The 19,244-nt window shown below is 32.8% G+C and carries 17 protein-coding genes; 6 read left to right on the forward strand and 11 right to left on the reverse strand.

The genetic code is table 11. The annotated features are described in order from the left end of the window. The first annotated feature begins 6 nt into the window (after window positions 1-6). On the forward strand, window positions 7-225 hold the full coding sequence (locus tag JVU85_RS09105; protein ID WP_021458870.1) for an IDEAL domain-containing protein: 219 nt from the start codon (window positions 7-9) through the stop codon (window positions 223-225). 76 nt (window positions 226-301) lie between these two features. Here JVU85_RS09105 and lplA read toward each other — a convergent pair whose 3' ends face one another. Continuing rightward, a complete protein-coding gene (gene lplA, locus JVU85_RS09110) occupies window positions 302-1,291 on the reverse strand; it encodes a lipoate--protein ligase (protein ID WP_021458871.1) in 990 nt (329 codons plus the stop codon). Window positions 1,292-1,487: 196 nt separating this feature from the next. On the opposite strand from lplA, the gene JVU85_RS09115 reads away from it, so the two are divergent. Both JVU85_RS09115 and JVU85_RS09120 read left to right on the forward strand, forming a co-directional pair. After that, a complete protein-coding gene (locus JVU85_RS09115; RefSeq protein WP_002510138.1) occupies window positions 1,488-1,673 on the forward strand; it encodes a YkvS family protein in 186 nt (61 codons plus the stop codon). Between the two features lie 4 nt (window positions 1,674-1,677). After that, entirely contained in the window at window positions 1,678-2,280 is a 603-nt protein-coding gene (locus JVU85_RS09120) for a CPBP family glutamic-type intramembrane protease (RefSeq protein WP_021458872.1), read from the forward strand. Between the two features lie 49 nt (window positions 2,281-2,329). On the opposite strand, the gene JVU85_RS09125 is transcribed toward JVU85_RS09120, so the two are convergent. From JVU85_RS09125 to JVU85_RS09155, 7 genes are all read right to left on the reverse strand, one after another. Next, on the reverse strand, window positions 2,330-3,838 hold the full coding sequence (locus tag JVU85_RS09125) for a bifunctional metallophosphatase/5'-nucleotidase (RefSeq protein WP_002510140.1): 1,509 nt from the start codon (window positions 3,836-3,838) through the stop codon (window positions 2,330-2,332). Window positions 3,839-4,034: 196 nt separating this feature from the next. Next, window positions 4,035-5,339 carry a TrkH family potassium uptake protein gene (locus JVU85_RS09130; protein ID WP_369946164.1) on the reverse strand — a complete coding sequence of 435 codons (1,305 nt, stop codon included), beginning with the start codon at window positions 5,337-5,339 and terminating at the stop codon, window positions 4,035-4,037. Between the two features lie 74 nt (window positions 5,340-5,413). Next, window positions 5,414-7,156, reverse strand: a complete 1,743-nt coding sequence (locus JVU85_RS09135) for a S1C family serine protease (protein WP_002510142.1) — start codon at window positions 7,154-7,156, stop codon at window positions 5,414-5,416. Window positions 7,157-7,356: 200 nt separating this feature from the next. Next, window positions 7,357-8,154, reverse strand: coding sequence for a TerC family protein (locus JVU85_RS09140; RefSeq protein ID WP_002510143.1), 798 nt, complete (start codon window positions 8,152-8,154; stop codon window positions 7,357-7,359). A 284-nt stretch (window positions 8,155-8,438) separates the two neighbouring features. Then, window positions 8,439-10,001, reverse strand: coding sequence for a peptide chain release factor 3 (locus tag JVU85_RS09145; protein WP_002510144.1), 1,563 nt, complete (start codon window positions 9,999-10,001; stop codon window positions 8,439-8,441). 12 nt (window positions 10,002-10,013) lie between these two features. Beyond that, entirely contained in the window at window positions 10,014-10,244 is a 231-nt protein-coding gene (locus JVU85_RS09150) for a YueH family protein (protein WP_002510145.1), read from the reverse strand. Then, the gene (locus JVU85_RS09155; RefSeq protein WP_031266499.1) at window positions 10,234-11,718 is read right to left on the reverse strand and encodes a UDP-N-acetylmuramoyl-L-alanyl-D-glutamate--L-lysine ligase; all 1,485 of its coding nucleotides are present in this window, start codon (window positions 11,716-11,718) and stop codon (window positions 10,234-10,236) included. Before JVU85_RS09155 ends, JVU85_RS09150 begins: the two co-directional genes overlap by 11 nt. Before the next feature lie 421 nt (window positions 11,719-12,139). Between JVU85_RS09155 and JVU85_RS09160 the strand changes: the two genes are divergently transcribed. After that, complete coding sequence (locus tag JVU85_RS09160) at window positions 12,140-13,315, forward strand: diglucosyl diacylglycerol synthase (protein ID WP_002510148.1); 1,176 nt, start codon at window positions 12,140-12,142, stop codon at window positions 13,313-13,315. Beyond that, window positions 13,293-14,483, forward strand: coding sequence for a lipoteichoic acid biosynthesis MFS flippase LtaA (ltaA, locus tag JVU85_RS09165; RefSeq protein ID WP_204172377.1), 1,191 nt, complete (start codon window positions 13,293-13,295; stop codon window positions 14,481-14,483). Before JVU85_RS09160 ends, ltaA begins: the two co-directional genes overlap by 23 nt. A 441-nt stretch (window positions 14,484-14,924) precedes the next feature. Here the strand turns inward: ltaA and JVU85_RS09170 are convergent, their stop codons facing one another. The 3 genes from JVU85_RS09170 to JVU85_RS09180 form a co-directional block, all read right to left on the reverse strand. After that, a complete protein-coding gene (locus JVU85_RS09170; RefSeq protein ID WP_002510150.1) occupies window positions 14,925-15,434 on the reverse strand; it encodes a YjcG family protein in 510 nt (169 codons plus the stop codon). A 95-nt stretch (window positions 15,435-15,529) separates the two neighbouring features. Next, window positions 15,530-16,276 carry an esterase family protein gene (locus tag JVU85_RS09175; RefSeq protein ID WP_002510151.1) on the reverse strand — a complete coding sequence of 249 codons (747 nt, stop codon included), beginning with the start codon at window positions 16,274-16,276 and terminating at the stop codon, window positions 15,530-15,532. Between the two features lie 90 nt (window positions 16,277-16,366). Continuing rightward, a complete protein-coding gene (locus JVU85_RS09180; protein WP_002510152.1) occupies window positions 16,367-17,938 on the reverse strand; it encodes an alanine/glycine:cation symporter family protein in 1,572 nt (523 codons plus the stop codon). 206 nt (window positions 17,939-18,144) lie between these two features. Between JVU85_RS09180 and cozEa the strand changes: the two genes are divergently transcribed. Next, the gene (cozEa, locus tag JVU85_RS09185) at window positions 18,145-19,230 is read left to right on the forward strand and encodes a lipoteichoic acid biosynthesis protein CozEa (protein WP_002510153.1); all 1,086 of its coding nucleotides are present in this window, start codon (window positions 18,145-18,147) and stop codon (window positions 19,228-19,230) included. The last annotated feature ends 14 nt before the right edge of the window (window positions 19,231-19,244 follow it).

Genomic DNA, 19,244 nt, shown 5'->3' on the forward strand with positions numbered 1-19,244 from the left:
TTCAAAATGAAACACAACACAAATGTAAAATATAATACATTAGAATCTTTTGTTTCTACAATTAACGACTTAGGCATTGAACTTATTATAGATGAGTCACTGAGAAATGTTCGTAAAGAACAATTAGAAATTCTTATAGACAATGCACTTAAAAACAAAAATGAGAATGATTTCAAGCGCTACACAGAAGAATACAAAAACTTGGAGGAATTTCTCGTTGGCTAATTTATACTCCACACATTTAGAATAAAAGTCTATTCCCTACTTTTAAATCAAGTATGAGAATAGACTTTTTTTAATGTTATGACATCAATCTTATTAGTTCATATTTATCAATATCACCAAAATAATGATACAAATTAAAATCATCTAATGCTGCTTCAATACTTTCAAAATCATGTAAAGTGCCTGTCAATGCTTCTTCTAAATCTGTAATATCTCCCTCACCAAAGAAATCTCCAAATATTTTAGCATGTTCAATACGTCCTCGTTTTACATCGCATTTAATTTGCACAAAGCCCTTTTCAAATTTTTCTTCACGTTCAAAATTATACTTAGGATTTTTGCCATAATTCCAATCCCATGTACGGTACTTAGTATTGCTTAGTTCTTCTATTTTTGACCAATCGTCTGCAGTTAACTCATATTCTTCCACATCACTTTGTTCCCCAAAAATAGTTTTTAATATAATCGATTTAAAGGTTTCAATATCGAGTGGCTCATCTAAAAATTCAACGATATTAGCAACACGACTACGTACAGATTTAATACCTTTAGATTTAATTTTTGCCGGATTTACTTTTAATGCGTTTTGTACTTCATTCAAATCACTATTTAAAATCAAAGTACCATGACTGAACATACGATCTTTAACTTTAACCATCGCATTACCAGATATTTTAGCTTGACCTACTTGTATATCGTTTCTCCCACTTAATTCAGCATTTACGCCGAGTTTATTTAATGCTTCTACAATAGGTTCGGTGAATTTTTTGAAATTATGAAAACTATCACCGTCGTCATTTGTAATAAAGCTAAAATTTAAATTGCCTGTATCATGATAAACTGCTCCACCGCCAGATATTCTTCTTACTACATCTATATTATGTTCATCAATATAAGACTTGTTAATTTCTTCAATCGTATTTTGATTTTTCCCAATTATAATTGAAGGTCTATTAACGTAAAATAAAAAGTAGCTATCATCATTAGGCATATTTTTTAACACATATTCTTCCATAGCTAAATTCATAGTTGGGTCTGTAATATTTTTATTACTAATAAACTTCATTGTATCTCTCCTTCTCCTAATATATACCCTTATCTTATTTATGCATTATTTTTATTAAAATTGCCAATTATATACTCGTATTTTTTATAATTATTACTCAATTCATTCATTTCACACGATATAATGGATATTTGTTTATTTGTCTTGCATTTTTTAGTACAATATATCTAGTTAACTATTCTAGGGAGGACTCAAAATGACTGTTGCAGAAGTAGGAAATATTGTAGAATTTTATGATGGTTTAAAAGGCCGTGTAGAAAAAATTAATGATAATTCAGTAATTGTCGATTTAACAATCATGGAGAATTTCACTGAATTAGACTTACCTGAAAAAACGGTCATTAATCATAAACGATATAAAATCGTCGACCAAGAAGGATAATATTATGAAATCAATTTCAAAAGCATTAGTGTGGTTTATCATTAGTTTTTTGGTCTTTCATGTAATTTTATATATTATGTGGGGCGAAAAGCAAGAGTATTGGTACCTCTATACTGGTATCATGCTAATTGCAGGCGTTAGTTACGTCTTTTATCAACGTGATATAGAATCAAAACGACTACTGACATCTATAGGTGTAGGTATTTTGAGTGGACTGGCACTCATTATCATTCAATTAATTTTTGCTGCTATATCATATGATTTGAAATATTCTGAGCTTATTAAAGAGCTTACGCGTACAGGCGTATATTTCAAGTGGCAAATGTTGGTCACTTTATTATTTGTAATACCTTGCCATGAATTATATATGAGAACCGTACTTCAAAAAGAATTAATTAAATTAAATATACCAAATTGGTTAAGTATTATAATTACAGCACTTTGTTCAGCTTCATTATTTTATTACTTAGATAACTTATGGATAGTTAGTCTTATTTTCATTGTCCAAATATTACTATCTATTAGCTACCTCTATACACGTAGAATAGCTACTACTGTTATTGCACAAATTGTTGCTGTGGTGCTTTTACTTATTTTCCATGGTTAAATATTTCTGAATAATAAAAAGCGTATCCATAGTGGGTACGCTTTTTCACTTATAAATAAACTTTAAATTGTTGTTTTTGTTGTATTTGATAACTATCATTACTTAAATTATCAGCAATAAGATCATTCATAGTAATTGAATGTTTATCATGGATAACTGCATTTTCTAAATATGATTGGTAATTGCGGTAACAATAGTCAGTCATTGATACGCGATACATATGATTTAAATTAATATTGTTTAAGGTAACTCGATTGAATGGTTGTGCATTCATATCAATTGTATAATCCACGCCTTGCCAAAATGTACATAGCGTTTCATCGATAATTGTAACGCTTAAGGCATCATTTGAAAATTCAATATGTGCATAGCTGTATTCCAAAATATCTTTTATATGTTGTCCTTTAATTGTTAAATCCATAGGTACGTCTGGATGTGGATAAGCATTATATAATTCCGCATTTGTTACTGTTCCTTGTAATCCTGTTTCCCCACTCTTCGGTAAATGAACACAAGAAATATCTAAGTCATAAACTAATCTAATGCTATCATGTAACAATTGGGTAAAAGCATGGGGCTGTGTAATTACATCTTCGAGTCCATTTACTCCAGCTTCTAAGTTATGAGCAGTAATAATGTCGTCTGCCCAATATTCTACTGCTTTTCTATCGTAATACGTCTCTGTTAATAATGCTTTATCTTCTTCAAAAGCATTTAAATCAATAATTTCAGAGTTAATACCTTCTAATTCAAAAGAACTTGTCCGTTTTTTAAAATCAACTTTAATATGTACTAATTTTTGAGCGTTTTGCCCTGCTTGTACATATACTGTTTGGTCGTTTCTACCGACAAAAGTTTGATGCTGATGACCTGTGATTAATAAATCAATCACTCCTATATGTTGCATTATTTTTTCTGCTTCATTTACTTTTTGTTCTCTTTCATTCGTAGAAGTATTAAGCTGATTTAGACCACCATGATATATAACAATTAAAAAGTCTGGGGCTTCACTTTCATGAATATAGCTAATCCATCTTTTGGCAGAAACTAGTGTTTTTTCAATAACCACATCGTGTTCCATTTCAAAATATTCACGTTCCATTAATCCATCGGAAGTTAAACCAACGATAGCGATTTTAATACCTTCTATTTCTTTTATCGTATAAGGCGTTGAAAAATATGGTTCCTTAGTACGATTATATTCTATATTTGCAGATAACCAAGGAAACCTTGATAGTGATACTGCTCTAGAGAAAAATGACAACCCAAATTTAAATTCATTTGGGCTTATGCCACTCGCATCATATTCCATAGCATTCATGAGCTTAATCATCGGATGTCGTTTATACGGTGCTACTACTGCATAATAAAATGCAGCTAGAGAACCGGCTAAACTACCTCCACTATCTAGCAATATTACATTGTTATTGCGCTGTCTCATGTGTTTTACATATGTACCAGCGCGATAAATGTTAGATCCATGATGTCCATTTAAAAAATAACTATGCATATCCGAAGTCGCTATAATATCAACATTTATTTTTTCACTTTGTGTCATATACCTCGCCCCTTTATCACTCACAGTTTAACACGATTGCGCTATATTACGATACTAAAGTAATTAATTAACCATGTTACTGATTAAAAAATGTGGACTCAATAACAATGTCAATATTACTTTTTTGACATTGCCACCTTGCCCACAAAATTATTAGTACAAATGACCTTATATTGTTTTTTAGCTTAGTCTAATATTAACCAATTTGAATACGTTCTTTTGGATAATGATACTTATCTGGTTCTTTCCTACCACCGAGCATAATAATAAAGCTAATCAATCCAACACGTCCTATAAACATGAGACCCATAAGTATTACTTTGGATGTTGAATGTAAATCGCTCGTAATTCCTAACGATAAACCACATGTTCCAAATGCTGACATGACTTCAAAAAACACTTCTAACAATGTCATTTCACTATTTTCAATGATTAAAATGCTGACAATACTAGCGAAAGTAATCAAACTAGCCATAGTGAAAACTGCAAATGAACGTTGTACATCCATCGCATGGATTTCACGATTAAATACTTTAATGGAAAACTTCTCTGAATTATTATTATAGTTAAGTAGAAATAAGATTAATATTGCGAATGTTGTTGTTCTTATTCCTCCTCCGACGGAACTTGGAGATGAACCAATAAACATCAAGAATCCCATAATGGCATTTGTACCTTCACTAAATTGACTTACATCAATAGTTTGTAAACCTGCACTACGTGTAGTTGAAGAATTAAATAGTGCATAGAATAAACTTTTATGCCAACTCATGTTCTGTAAAGCGTGATTATGCTCAAGTACTAAAATAATAATTACACCAAAAACGAATAAGAATAAGTATGTTGACGTTGTAATTTTAGTAAATAATGAAAATCTAAAATTAGGTATTCTATTTTTAATATACGCTTTCACTTCAAGTAACACCGGAAAACCTATTGAACCTAAAATAATTAAAAACATTACTATAGTTTGTACAAAGTAATCATTTGCGTAAGGAATCAAGGACTGGCCGGTTATATCTAAACCACCGTTAGTTGTTGCTGATACCGACACGAAAAAGCCTTGCATGATCGCATATGATAAATCCGGATTATCTCTGTAAAAATAAAATGTTAATAACATAGCTGCCACAAATTCAATAGCAAGCATTGTTTTCACAATATCTAATATTAATTTAACTGTACCACTCATCGTATCTTTATTATTATCCAACATAATGAGTTGACGTTCACGGATACCAATTCTTTTGCCTAAAACTACCCATAATAACGTCCCGATTGCCATAACACCGATGCCACCAATATTTAAAATCACCATAATAATGATTTGGCCAAAAGTCGAAAAAGTTTCGGAAATATTTATAGGAGTCAATCCCGTAACACTTACTCCGGATACTGCGACAAATAAAGTATCAATCGGTTTTACATCTACACCACTTTTATATACAAATGGTAAATTGAGTAATAAAAATGATACGACTATAGCAACGAGATAATACATGACAATCCCTTGTTGAGGGCTAGATTTTTTAAATAATTTATTAAAAATAGACAACGCTTTTACTCACCTCAACGTCACTTCAATTTAAGTTTAATATCTTTTACCTTACCATCTCTATATATTTTAAGTGGTAGAGTATCCAAATCATCTTTGTGACTAAAAATAATTTGTCTGTATCTTAGTTTATCTTCTAATTCTTTACCATCTAATTCTACTATGACATCATTTTTTTGCAACCCAGATTTTTCAGCTAAACTATTTTCTTGTACTTCACCAATAACTACACCATTATCGATGTCTTCAGGTAATTGTAATGAAGCTTTAGCGTCATCATTTAATTCTGCAGTATCAATAATTTTCACGCCAGTATTTGGATATTTTACTTCACCTTTTTTTTCTAGTTCTTGTGCAGTTGATAATGCTGTATTTACAGGTATAGCAAATGCAATTCCTTCTACATTATCCATACTAATTTTCAAGGAAGCAATACCTACTAGCTTGCCATCTCTATCTATAATGCCGCCACCAGAGTTACCAGGGTTTACTGGAGCATCAATTTGAAATGCATCCATCAGCACATCATAGTTGTCATCTTTATCAATGTCAACTGGTACATGTCTATTCAGACCTGAGATTATTCCACTGGAAATAGACCCTTTAAAATCAACACCTAACGGATTACCTACTGCAATTATTGGTTCACCTAAAACCAGTTTTTGCGAATCACCATGTTTAATTGCTTTAATATCACTTTGTTTTTTTATTTTAGCTTTGACAACTGCTATATCTGACCATTTATCAGTGCCAATGACTTTACCAATTGTTTCATTGTCATCACCATATGTAATCTTTTGTTGTTCTTTATCTCCAACAACATGTGCATTCGTTATAATAAAAATAGAGTCGTCCACTTTTTTGTAGACGACACCAGAACCTAGTTCATTTTCTTGTCCTGCTTCTTTAGTTTCATTCTGTACTGATGAAGCGTCATCACTTGTATTATTTTCTACAGTGACTACAGAATGAATAGCTTTATTCGCACTCTTCATCGTGTTTGTGTACTGTTTATGATCATCGATACTGCCATTTAAAAATCCATCTTTATTGTGACCGTTGTTATCTACATTATTAAATATCGCATTCATCAAGGTTAATATTAAAATTACGCCAATAACAATTAAGATTTTAGCCCAATGGAATTTAATAAAAGCTCGTGTCTTATCTTGCCATGTTGGTTCAGTTTTAGATGTTGCTTGTTGTGTTGCTGACTGTTGCTCATCACTAGTTGTATTCGACGTAGTGTCTGCATCAACAGAATCGCTCACCTGAGATTGTTGTGCTTCTTCAGAGTGAAAATTCGTATTTTCATCCGCTGCTAATTGTGACTGATGCTCATCTTCATTTTGATCAGTTGTTGCTTCATTTGATGTCGATTTTGATAATGTTGTTGCTTCTGGACTCGAACTTTCTTGCACTTCAGTTGTTTCTTGCTCAATTGTTTTATCATCTGTTGTTGCATCTTCATTAGCTGTTGGGCTAGTTTGAGCGTCAGTTTCAACTGACGTGTTGCGCTTTTTCATTTCTTGTTGTTGCTGTTGAATTTCTTCTTGAGTGAGTTTTTCGATACGTGACTTTTGTAAATTTTCTTTCACTCTTTCTTCGTTGTTTTTAGCTACCTCTTCATCTTTAAGTGCTTGTTGTTGTTGTAGCTGCTGCTCGTATTTGATACGTTGTTCACGTTCTTCATTATGAAAGAACTGGCGGCGTTTACGACGATATTTCTTTCTAGGTATGATTATTTTGTTGTCTTTATCCACCAAATCTCCTCCTTCATCCGCTTATCATTATCCTTTCATTATGACATATTGCACAAAAAAATTCTTCTTTATTTCATCTTAATATGCAAAAAGTTGATACACAATATCTTTATTTTGTTAATTTTTTAACAGTTAACCATAATATAACTGAAAAAGCATTGGATTACACCTTTGAAAAGGTCCATCCAATGCTTTGATAATTAGTTTTTATGTTTTTTGTTATTACGCATAGACGTTAACCAGCCTACGATAACAAGTAAAATCATAACAGCCCAGAAAATAGTTTGCCAAATGGCACCGTGAGGGAATTCATGAGGTATTAAGCCAATGTCTTCGTGCGCTAACACAAGAACTATCAACTTAATGCCGACCCAGCCTACGATAGCAAATGCCGCACCTTCTAAACCTGGATATTTATTTAACAACTCTACAAAGTATGTTGCCGCAAAACGCATGATTACGACACCGATTAAACCACCTAGGAACATTACAGTGAATTGCCCTAAGTCCATACCACCAAAATGAATACCAACTTTTGGTAAAGTAATAGCGATAGCCATTGCCGCTAACATTGAATCGATAGCAAAAGCAATGTCTGCAAATTCAACTTTGGCTACAGTGCCCCAAAACGCTTTGGAACTTGTTTTAATTTCTTCTCCATCTTCATCGTAGTGATGACTATCATTGCCAATTTCTTCATTTTCATCCTTATGTTGGAAGAAATTGTACAGGTTTTTGATGGACATATAAAGTAAATAAAGTGCACCTGCTGCTTGGATATACCAAAAATTTGCGATAATACTTATTAAAAATAGTGCTAAAAATCTAAATACAAATGCACCTAATAAACCATAGAACAAGGCTTTTTTACGTTGTTCTGGGGGTAAATGCTTAACCATAACAGCCATTACGACCGCATTATCAGCCGCCAATAAACCTTCTAAGAATACTAAAACAACTATTACCCATAAATAAGGTAAGATCAAACTCGGATCCATGACATTACAACTCCTTTAATTTTACATAAAAATAGAGACCTAAGCTAATAAGTTATGACCCACTGCTTCACATAAACTACAGAAAGACACAACTACAAGCAAAGGTCTCACTCAGCAAAAATACATTTACCCATTTTACCGGAAGTGCAAACACTTCGTAATGACGATAAAACGACTCTAATTGCTCCTTGTATTACTACAGTGCTTTATTAGAGCTAAGTTACTCCCCTCTGACATTTAGTCATAGGTATTCTATTTTTTATTTATTATACACGAAACTTTACTTATAATAAACTATATAACTTAATTTCAGGGAATTTTTCTTCAAACCAGCGCGTTGCAAAATCATTTTCAAATAAAAAGACGTATTGATCATAACGGTCTTTCACTAATATCGAACGTGAAGAATTCATTTTTTCTTGAATATCATCTTCATTTTCAATCCAACGTGCTATTTTCTTCCCTACTGGTTCCATAACTACATCTACGTTATATTCATTTTTAATTCTATGCTCAAACACTTCGAATTGGAGTTGTCCTACTGCACCTAGAATGATTTGGTTCGTGTGCAATGTTTTATAATATTGAATTGCACCCTCTTGCACTAGTTGTTCAATTCCTTTATGGAAATGTTTTTGCTTCATAACGTTTTTAGCAGAAACTTTCATAAATAATTCAGGTGTAAATTGAGGTAGCTCTTGGAAACTATATTTTTGATTTCCACCTACTAAGGTATCTCCAATTTGGTAATTACCGGTATCATATAATCCGATAATGTCACCAGCGACAGCATGATTTAACGTTTCTTTATCATCAGCCATAAAGGATGTTGAACGTGTAATTTTTTGTTTTTTCTTTGCTCGTTGTAATGTCACATCCATGCCACGTTCAAATGCGCCACTCACTATCCTCATAAATGCTATACGGTCTCTATGCTTAGGATCCATATTGGCCTGAATCTTAAAAATGAAACCAGAAAAGTCTTTGTCATAAGGAGAAACAGCTGTATCTTCTTTTGTTTGACGTGCATCTGGCATAGGCGCATGATCCACATAAGCATTTAGAAATTGTTCTACTCCAAAATTAGCTAATGCCGAACCAAAGAACACCGGTGTCAATTCACCCGCTAATAATGAATCATTATCAAATGAACCACCCGCTTCTTCGACAAGCATCAATTCTTCGATAGCCTGTTCAAAAGCACTATCATTCGTTATAGGATGAGATTCTTCCAATTCATAATCATCATTTAAATGTAATAAATTTTCTTCATCTCTAAAAGGTTCAATAGTTCTTGATTCTCTATCGATAATACCGAAAAAGTTTTGTCCCATGCCTACTGGCCAGTTCATTGGATAAGTTTCTATTTCGAGTGTTTGTTCTATTTCTTCTAATAATTCAAATGGTTCCTTACCTACACGATCTAGTTTGTTAATAAATGTAAAAATAGGAATACCACGCATTTTACACACTTTGAATAATTTTAATGTTTGTGGTTCAATCCCTTTCGCACAGTCAATTACCATAACTGCGCTATCAACAGCCATTAATGTACGATACGTATCTTCTGAAAAATCTTCATGGCCTGGTGTATCTAATATATTAATTTTATAGTGATCATAATCAAATTGCATCACAGAACTAGTTACTGAAATACCACGTTCTTGCTCTACTTTCATCCAATCACTTGTAGCAAACTTCCCACTTTTTTTACCTTTTACTGTCCCAGCTTCACGAATTGCACCACCGAATAACAATAGTTTTTCAGTTAATGTCGTTTTACCAGCATCGGGGTGAGAAATAATAGCAAACGTTTTTCGTGCTTCAATTTCTTCCTTAATTGTCATTTTAATTCTCCTTTAATACTCGTCTATCCATTCAATTACTCTTGTTGCAATTTGGGTACATTTTTGTTCGTCGAATATTGTAAATAAATGCATGATTATTTCTTCTTTCATTTCACAAGTATCGACCTGAGTTGTTAACTCTAACGACCAATTATAATCAGGTATCCCTACAAAATAGTGATGTATTTGGTCATCTTTATGCAGGTACACTCTAGTATCATCTGGTAAGTGTCTAATCTGCATGTGGCCCACCGCCAAATTTTGCATATGCTGCGTCTAAACCAATTAAATCGTCACGATGTGGTACTTTAACATGTCCTGGCATAATTTGATAAGGTTCTCTACCTTTCGAAGCTAACACAACGGTATCTCCTGGCTGTGCAATTTCAATAGCATGTTTAATTCCTTCTGCACGATCAGTAAACTCTACGTAGTTATTATGCGTAGCACCTTTCGCTAATTCTGAAGTTAGCATTTTCGGATCATCGTTTGCCGGATTATCAGGAGTAAAAATAACGTAATCAGCACGACAAGCGACACGGCCCATTTCAGGAGTTTTAGTTAAATCACGTTCTCCCGCCATTCCACATAAAAAGATTAGGCGCTGTTGTGCGAATGGTTTTACAGCATCAATTAATTTATCCATTCCATCAGCTGTATGCGCGTAATCAATAATTAAGTCAATTGGCAATTCAGGATCTAGCACTTCTAAACGTCCATCGACAGGCTCTAAATATTCAACAACATCTATAACTTCTGTCAAAGGTATGCCCTTACTCCATACTGCAATGATTGCTGCCATGATATTAGAAATATTAAATTTTCCAACGTATGGGGATTTAACTGGATACACACCAAAAGGCGTTGCCAAATCAAAAGTAACACCTTGCAATGTTTCATTAATATTAATGGCCGTAAATTGTGCTTCACGATCGATACCATAAGTAAAAACCTCAAACGGTGTCACAGATGTTAAATATTCAGCAAAATCATCATCGTTATTAACAATGGCATATTTCTCTTTTGCTAAATCTTCACCTAATTGGCTAAACAATAATGATTTAGCATGCCCATATGCCTCCATAGTGCCATGGAAATCTAAGTGATCTTGCGTTAAATTTGTAAAGATTGCCACATCAAATTCGACTCCGCGTAAACGTCCCAACGCCAAACCATGACTCGATACTTCTAAAGTCATCGCTTCAGCTTGTTGTTGGACAGCTTCATTTATTTTCTTCGTTAATACTACCGTTTCAGGTGTTGTATTAGCACCTTTAGTTTTTTCTTCATTTATTTGAAAGCCGTTAGTACCTAAATAGGCACTGCCTTTATTTAATTTTCTATAAATATGATGAATCATTGTCGCAACAGATGTTTTACCATTTGTTCCAGTTACACCATAAGTTATTAATTGCTGGCTTGGATAATTAAACAATAAGTTGACTAAGATACTTGCTACACGTAAAGTGTCAGGCACTATAACTTGTGTCACATTACCTGTAAGTGTCAACTGTCTATTAACTACTACAATTTCACACCCTGCATCCACTACATCTTGACAAAACTTATGACTATCCACTGTATAGCCCTCTGATGCTACAAATATGCTTTGTGCTGTAGCAGTACGTGAGTCAGTTGTTATATCAACTATATCTTGTTCTAATGATCCAATAACTTGTTTTACTTTTATTTTGTCAAACAACGTTTTCGCATCCAACATCTATCGCTCCTTTAAATCACATATGTTTATTATACACGTTTTTTCTTGTTTTTATAGCAATGATTTCTTGAAATTCATGATTTGTTTCTTCATTTTATGGCTATAGTTTAAATAAACAAACTATTAGAAAGTTTAATAATACTTGGAGAATTTTAACTTGATGTAAGTCATATGTTAAGTCTTTCTATAATTTGCTTATTATAATGAATCTGACGATACATTTTACTTTATTAATGCTAATCTATACTTATAAAAATAGATTTCATTGTAACTTATATATACTTAAACTAGTATGAATCATTTTACATCAACTTGTAAAATGATATAATCTTCTTTAATTGCGTTTTTTTCTTTCGCACTGCTTAAAATTACGATAAAATAATTATGCATCACACTACATTATTGGAGGGTGGCTTTCATGGTTACTCAAAAGAAAAAATTATTGATAATTACTGGTTCATTTGGTAATGGTCATCTACAAGTTACGCAAAGTATCGTGAATGAATTTAATGCTATGAACCTTGATAACCTAACTGTAATTGAACATGATTTATTTTTAGAAGCTCACCCTTTATTAACTTCTATATGTAAAAAATGGTATATCAATAGTTTTAAGTATTTTAGAAACATGTATAAATCATTTTATTATAGTCGACCTGAGGAGTTAGACAAATGTTTTTATAAATATTACGGCTTAAATAAATTAATAAATTTATTATTAAAAGAAAAACCGGATTTAATTTTACTAACATTCCCTACTCCGGTTATGTCAGTATTGACTGAACAATTTAACATTAATATTCCTGTTGCCACAGTAATGACTGACTATAAAATGCATAAAAATTGGATTACCCCTCATTCTGAAAGATATTATTTAGCTACTGAGGACTTAAAAGAAGAATTTGCATCTATTGGTGTTCCTAAAAATAACATCAAAGTAACGGGTATTCCTATCTCTGATAAATTTGAGGCAGCTATCGATAAAAGTGAGTGGTTAAGTAGCAATCACTTAGATCCTGATAAACCTACTATATTAATGTCAGCAGGCGCTTTTGGTGTTTCTACTGGTTTCGGTCAGATGATTAAAGATATGCTTATCCAAAGTCCACAATCTCAAATAGTTATGATTTGTGGTAAAAGTAAAGAATTAAAACGTAGCTTAACGGCACAATTTAAAGACTATAATAATGTGTTAATTTTAGGTTATACTCAACATATGAATGAGTGGATGGCTTCGAGTCAATTGATGATTACTAAGCCAGGGGGTATAACTATTTCTGAAGCACTGACGAGACAAATTCCTATGATTTTCTTAGATCCAGCACCAGGTCAAGAGTTAGAAAACGCACATTATTTTGAAGCCAAAGGATTCGGTAAGATCGCTTATACACCAAATGATGCTATCTCGTATGTTGCAGAGTTAACATCACAGCCTGACGCTTTAGCAATGATGTCACAACAAATGGACGACTCTAGAGTAACATATTCAACTTATAAGTTATGTAAAGATTTACTAGACCTCATGCATCATTCTAGTCAATATGAGGAAGTATATGGAAAGGTTCCTTTATATGCAAAGCTCTTCGTTAAATAATTACGCACACAATAAAAATTTCATAATCATGCTTATAATATTATTTTTAATGGAATTTGCCCGAGGAATGTATATATTGAGTTATTTATCACTACTTCCAACTGCAACTTCCATAGCGGTAGGTGTTACATCTATCGCTATTTCTATTCATTTTATAGCAGACGCTGCAACCAATTTTGTCATTGGCTTTTTACTCAAACGATTAGGTACTAAAGTAGTATTAACATTAGGTTTCTTACTTGCCTTTTTCAGCTTATTTCTAGTTATTTGGTTTCCAACAAATCCAATTGTCTTAATTGCTAGTGCAATTTTACTAGGAATCTCTGTTAGTCCAATTTGGGTCATAATGTTAGCTAGTGTTGAAGAAAAAAATCGTGGCAAACAAATGGGCTATGTTTATTTTTCTTGGTTGCTAGGTTTATTAGTTGGTATGGTCTCAATGAATATTATCTTTAAATTCCATCCAACGAATTTTGCCTTTATGATGTCACTCATGGTTTTAGTCGCATGGGTATTATATTATTTCGTAAAAATCAGATTAACAAATTACAATACGAAACCAGTAGCCCAACAAATCACACAAATTAAAAATGTAACTAAAAAGCATATGCTGCTATTTCCAGGTATTTTACTACAAGGTGCAGCAATTACTGCATTAGTCCCAATTTTACCTATTTATGCAACAAAAGTTGTTGGCGTATCAACTGTTGAATACACCATTGCACTTATTATTGGTGGCATTGGCTGTGCCATTTCAATGCTTATTCTGTCAAAATTAATAGATAATAATGGAAGACTGTTTACCTATAGTGTAATCATCGGTGGCTTCACATTGTATGCATTATTAATTTTTGCATTATCTCTTATTACTAATATTTATATAGTATGGGGACTCGCTGTTTTCATCGGTTTAATGTACGGTCTACTACTACCTGCATGGAATACATTTATGGCAGGTCACATTAATCCTGAAGAACAAGAAGAAACTTGGGGAGTTTTTAATAGTGTTCAAGGTTTCGGTTCTATGATTGGTCCGTTATGTGGCGGACTTATTAAAGAGTTCACGCATAGTGTTAACAATACATTTTATTTTTCAGCACTAGTCTTTTTATTTTTAGCAGTCTTTTATGCGCTCTACTTTATAAAAAACCGCAAAAATTTAATATAAAGTACTACTGACAATCAATAATGTTTTAACGTATATAAAAGTCACGGTCGTAAAATTTAGTTAACACTATTAAATTTTACGACCGTGTTTTTTATAATTACATAGTTGCTATTTAAATGCTTCTTATTGTGAAACTGCTGAGCGGAAACGCCTTGACCCATATCTCCCCTTCTTTATATTTACTAATGTATATTTAAGATTTAAATACAATGATTAATTTTGGTAGCGATTTTGGCCGACTCCTGTGGTAATAGCGCTCGCCGAAGACTACAGGCTGAGGCAGTGCTCGCGGAAAGCGTGCACAAAAAAACTGCCAACAAAGCCGGAAACTTTGTCGACAGTCTAGCCTAATCAAGTATTATTTCAATTAGGTTTTATTGCAATAATACCTTTTATTTCACTAGAGCTAACATTGTTAGTCTCTATGAGGATAATTTACAATTAAGCTAAATTAAAAGTATCTTCAACTTTCCACTTTTCAGCTTCATCATCATATTTCACTAAAGAAACTTGATCAATAGTTTCTTTATAATCAATACCTGCTAATTTAACTTGTCCATAAATATCTTCGAATTCTTGACTTGTTAATCCTTGAGCAATTGTAAAATGTGGAACAAACGGATGATCAGGTTGTCCATAAAAATCACCATTATTAAATTGATCAAACAAGTTTTGAATTTCATCTGTTTTTTGCACTTTAAAATAAATAACATTATTTATCGGTGCAAAGCTAGAAGCCTTAGTTGCATGCACATCGATTGGTTGAAGCCCTTCTAGACGTGATTTAATATCTTCTTTAACAGCTTCGAAATCTTCATCTTTAATCTCAAATTGCCCTTTAATTGTAATATGCGGCATAATTGTCGCATAATGTGAATCATAACGCTTACGGTAAGCATTTACTTCATCTTGAAATGCTTTTGACGGAATTAATGCTAATCCTAAAATCATTGAAATTCCTCCTTTGTTTAACATATTACCATTATAGCAAATTTCAGAAAAATTCGTTACTTTAAACTTTATTTAACTTCAATTTTTAGTTTTTATTAAAAAGAAATATTATCTGATAAAAAATAAGTAAGTGTATCAGCTAATAATGGTTTCCAAGATTTCCAACGATGACCACCATCAAATTCTTGATAGTAATAGGTCATTTCCTGTGTTGCTAATAATTGATTCAATGCTCTATTAGGCGTTAAAAAATCGGCTCTTTTACCAGTTGTTGGTAAGGCAAAATCGGCCTCCTCTAATCCTACAGTATGCCAAACTGTTAAAATGTCAGTAAATTGACATCTTTGCACCAATGTTGTAATCACGTCGTCATGTTGTGGACTAAGCATACCTACTTGGCTAAACACGCGTGGATAAGTTAACGCCGTTATTAAAGCAACACTGGCTGCTAAACTATCTCCAAGTAGTAGTCGTCCATTACCTACTTTATAAGTTGGAAATTGTTGATCTATATACGGTAATATTTCTTGAGCCATAGCTTTAACTGTTAAAGGTGTACGCTCACCTTGTGGGTGAAACTCTGCTCTTCTTTTATCTACCGATTCATAGTTAAATCCAACAAATATCGCTCTTTCTACTTCATTGTTTGCTCTTAATTTTTCATAAGTTCTATGAATTTGTCCAAAACTATAAAAGTCTTTACCATCAAAGCAAAATACTACTTTATATTTAAATAAGGCTGTATAGTCTTTGGGTAAATAAATAGACAACTTAATATCCCTCTCTAATATTTTACTGGGAAAGTTAATTTCATTTACGCTTCCTGCTTGAAACTCGGTCATAAAAATATGCGCCTCCTAGTTTTCTTAACGCCATTGTACCAAGAGACGCAGTATTTTCAAATATACTGACTAGTATTAAATTGTATAGATTTACTCTTTTTGTCGTTCTTTTTCAAGCCGTTCAGGATAATCATAGTGCCAAAATACTGCGTTAGGCACTTCATTCTTATCTGGTTTATATATCGCTTGCTTACCTGAACCCAATTTTTTCTTTTGTCGCTCATAATCTTTCAAAGCATTGATTGCTGGGCGATGTAATATCCATATAGCTATGATGTTTAACCATGCCATTAAGCCAACACCTAGATCACCCATACCCCAAGCAGCCTCTGCAGTTTTAACGGCACCAAAAATAGTTGCAGCTATTAAAATTATACGTGTGACGTTAATCCAAAAGAATGTGTTGGAATAATTTTTATTTTTTGTAAGATAGGTTATATTGGTTTCTGCAATATAGTAATACGCTAATATTGTAGTAAAAGCAAAGAAGAATAATGCAATCGCTATAAAGTACGACCCAATACCAGAAAATGCTGGATCGAAATGATATGAACTACCTTGGAATGCTTTATCAATACCAGCTTGTGCATACATTGCAGTACCAGAATAATCTTTGTCACCATTAGCCATAGGTACAAAAATTTCGTTATTTTCAATAAGTCTCGGACCACCATCACTATTTGTTTTACCATCAGTAACATTGTAAGTGCCAGATAATAAAATAATAAGTGCTGTAGCTGTACAGACAAACAATGTATCAACATAAACAGAAAATGATTGTACTAATCCTTGTTTGGCAGGATGAGACACTTCAGCAGCCGAAGCCGCATGAGGCCCTGTACCTTGTCCTGCTTCATTTGAGTAGAGTCCACGTTTCACTCCAATTTCAATCATAGCCCCTACAATGCCACCAAAAGCAGCTTCCATTCCGAATGCTGATTTAAAAATTAACGCAAATAAAGCTGGTACATGTTCGATATTTATAATGATAATAATAACTGCTATTAAAATGTACGCAATCGCCATGAAAGGTACGATAGCAGTGGCAGCATTAGCAATCCATTTAATACCACCGAAAATAATTAACGCTAATAACACAGCTAAAGCTATAGCTATTATCCATGCATCAAAACCAAAAGCATTTTTCATTGAACTTGCAATTGCATTTGATTGAACACCTGGTAGCAAAAGCCCTACCGAAATTACTGTAACAATCGCGAATATTAAACCATAAATTTTCCCAATTTTACCTTTCATTCCATATTCAATGTAGAAAGCAGGTCCACCACGATATTCCCCTTTTTCTTCACGTTTGTAGATCTGACCTAATGTCGATTCTATAAAGGCACTACTCGCACCTAAGAACGCTGACGCCCACATCCAAAATACTGCACCAGGGCCCCCAATAAAAATAGCTGTAGATACACCTACAATATTACCTGTTCCCACACGTCCTGCTAAAGATAAAGCAATCGCTTGGAAACTTGATATCCCAGTAGGTGATTTCTCACCTTGAAACATCAACCTTATCATTTCTTTAAAATGTCTAATTTGAACAAAACGCATCATAAACGAAAATATTACACCGGTTAACAACAAACCATAAACTAGCGGTTTACTCCATACTAATTCATTAAGCCATGCAACAAAATTTTCTAACATCATTTTATCCCCCTTGTCATATCACAGTATTTGCGTGATATAATGCTTATTATTATACACATATGTAAGCGCTTGCACAATGGATATTTTTTACTTTTCCATTCATTAATTGTAGATTTATGAATGGTTCTATTTTTGTCTTTTGTTGTGCCACGTTATAAGCTATACTAAAGTGTAATCTATTATTGCTTTAGGAGGACAGTTCTATGTTAAATAAAGTATGGTTTAGAACTGGGATTGCATTAATAATCCTATTTATACTAATTAAATTAGTAATGGAAGTTCATTCCATCTTCATACCGTTTATCATTATTTTACAATCTGTACTTCTACCATTGTTATTAAGTGGTTTTTTATTCTATCTATGTCTTCCTTTTCAAAAGATTTTAGAGAAATATAATGTACCACGTTGGGGAAGTATCACAATTATCTTTATCGGGTTAATCATTGTTATCGGCATCATCGTCGGTATTGTAGGTCCAATGATTGTAGAACAAATTGATAATTTGATCCAACAAATCCCTATGTTACAAAATGAAGTACAAAATATTATCCAATTTTCATTAAACCAAATGGAACGCTTGCCGTCAGATGTTACGGAAAGAATCAATAAAGTTGTTGGCTCTATGGGTGATAACGTTGCTGATATTTTATCTAATTCATTAAGTTATATTACTTCTATTATTTCAACAATGTTCTTATTAATTATGGTTCCATTTTTCTTAATCTATATGTTAAAAGATCATGAGCGTTTTATACCATTTATTGCACGCATTTTTAAAGGTGAACGCAAAGTATTTGTTGTAGATTTATTGAAAGATTTAAACGAAACTGTAAAATCTTATATCCAAGGTCAAGTAACAGTAAGTTTAATTTTGGGACTAATCTTATATATCGGCTATTCTATTTTAGGTTTAAATTACACACTATTATTAGTAATGTTCGCGATTGTAGCAAATATGATCCCATTCCTAGGTCCTTGGATGGCGTTTGCACCAGCAGGTATTATCGCAATTATTCAAAGCCCTTCTACATTTATTTGGGTTTGTATCATTACATTAATTGCACAACAATTAGAAGGAAATGTCATAACACCTAACGTTATGGGTAAATCTTTAAATATTCACCCATTAACTATCATTGTAGTGATTTTAGCTGCAGGTAATTTAGGAGGCTTTATGCTAATACTTATTGCTGTACCATTATATGCAGTAATTAAATGTATTGTTAGAAATATTTTCAACTATAGACAAAAAATTATAGATAAAGCACAATCTACTGTGCATGATTAACGGATGGACTTAAA

The sequence above is a fragment of the Staphylococcus sp. GDY8P72P genome, assembly GCF_016890655.1.
In the GTDB taxonomy this organism is placed as follows: Bacteria; Bacillota; Bacilli; order Staphylococcales; family Staphylococcaceae; genus Staphylococcus; species Staphylococcus arlettae.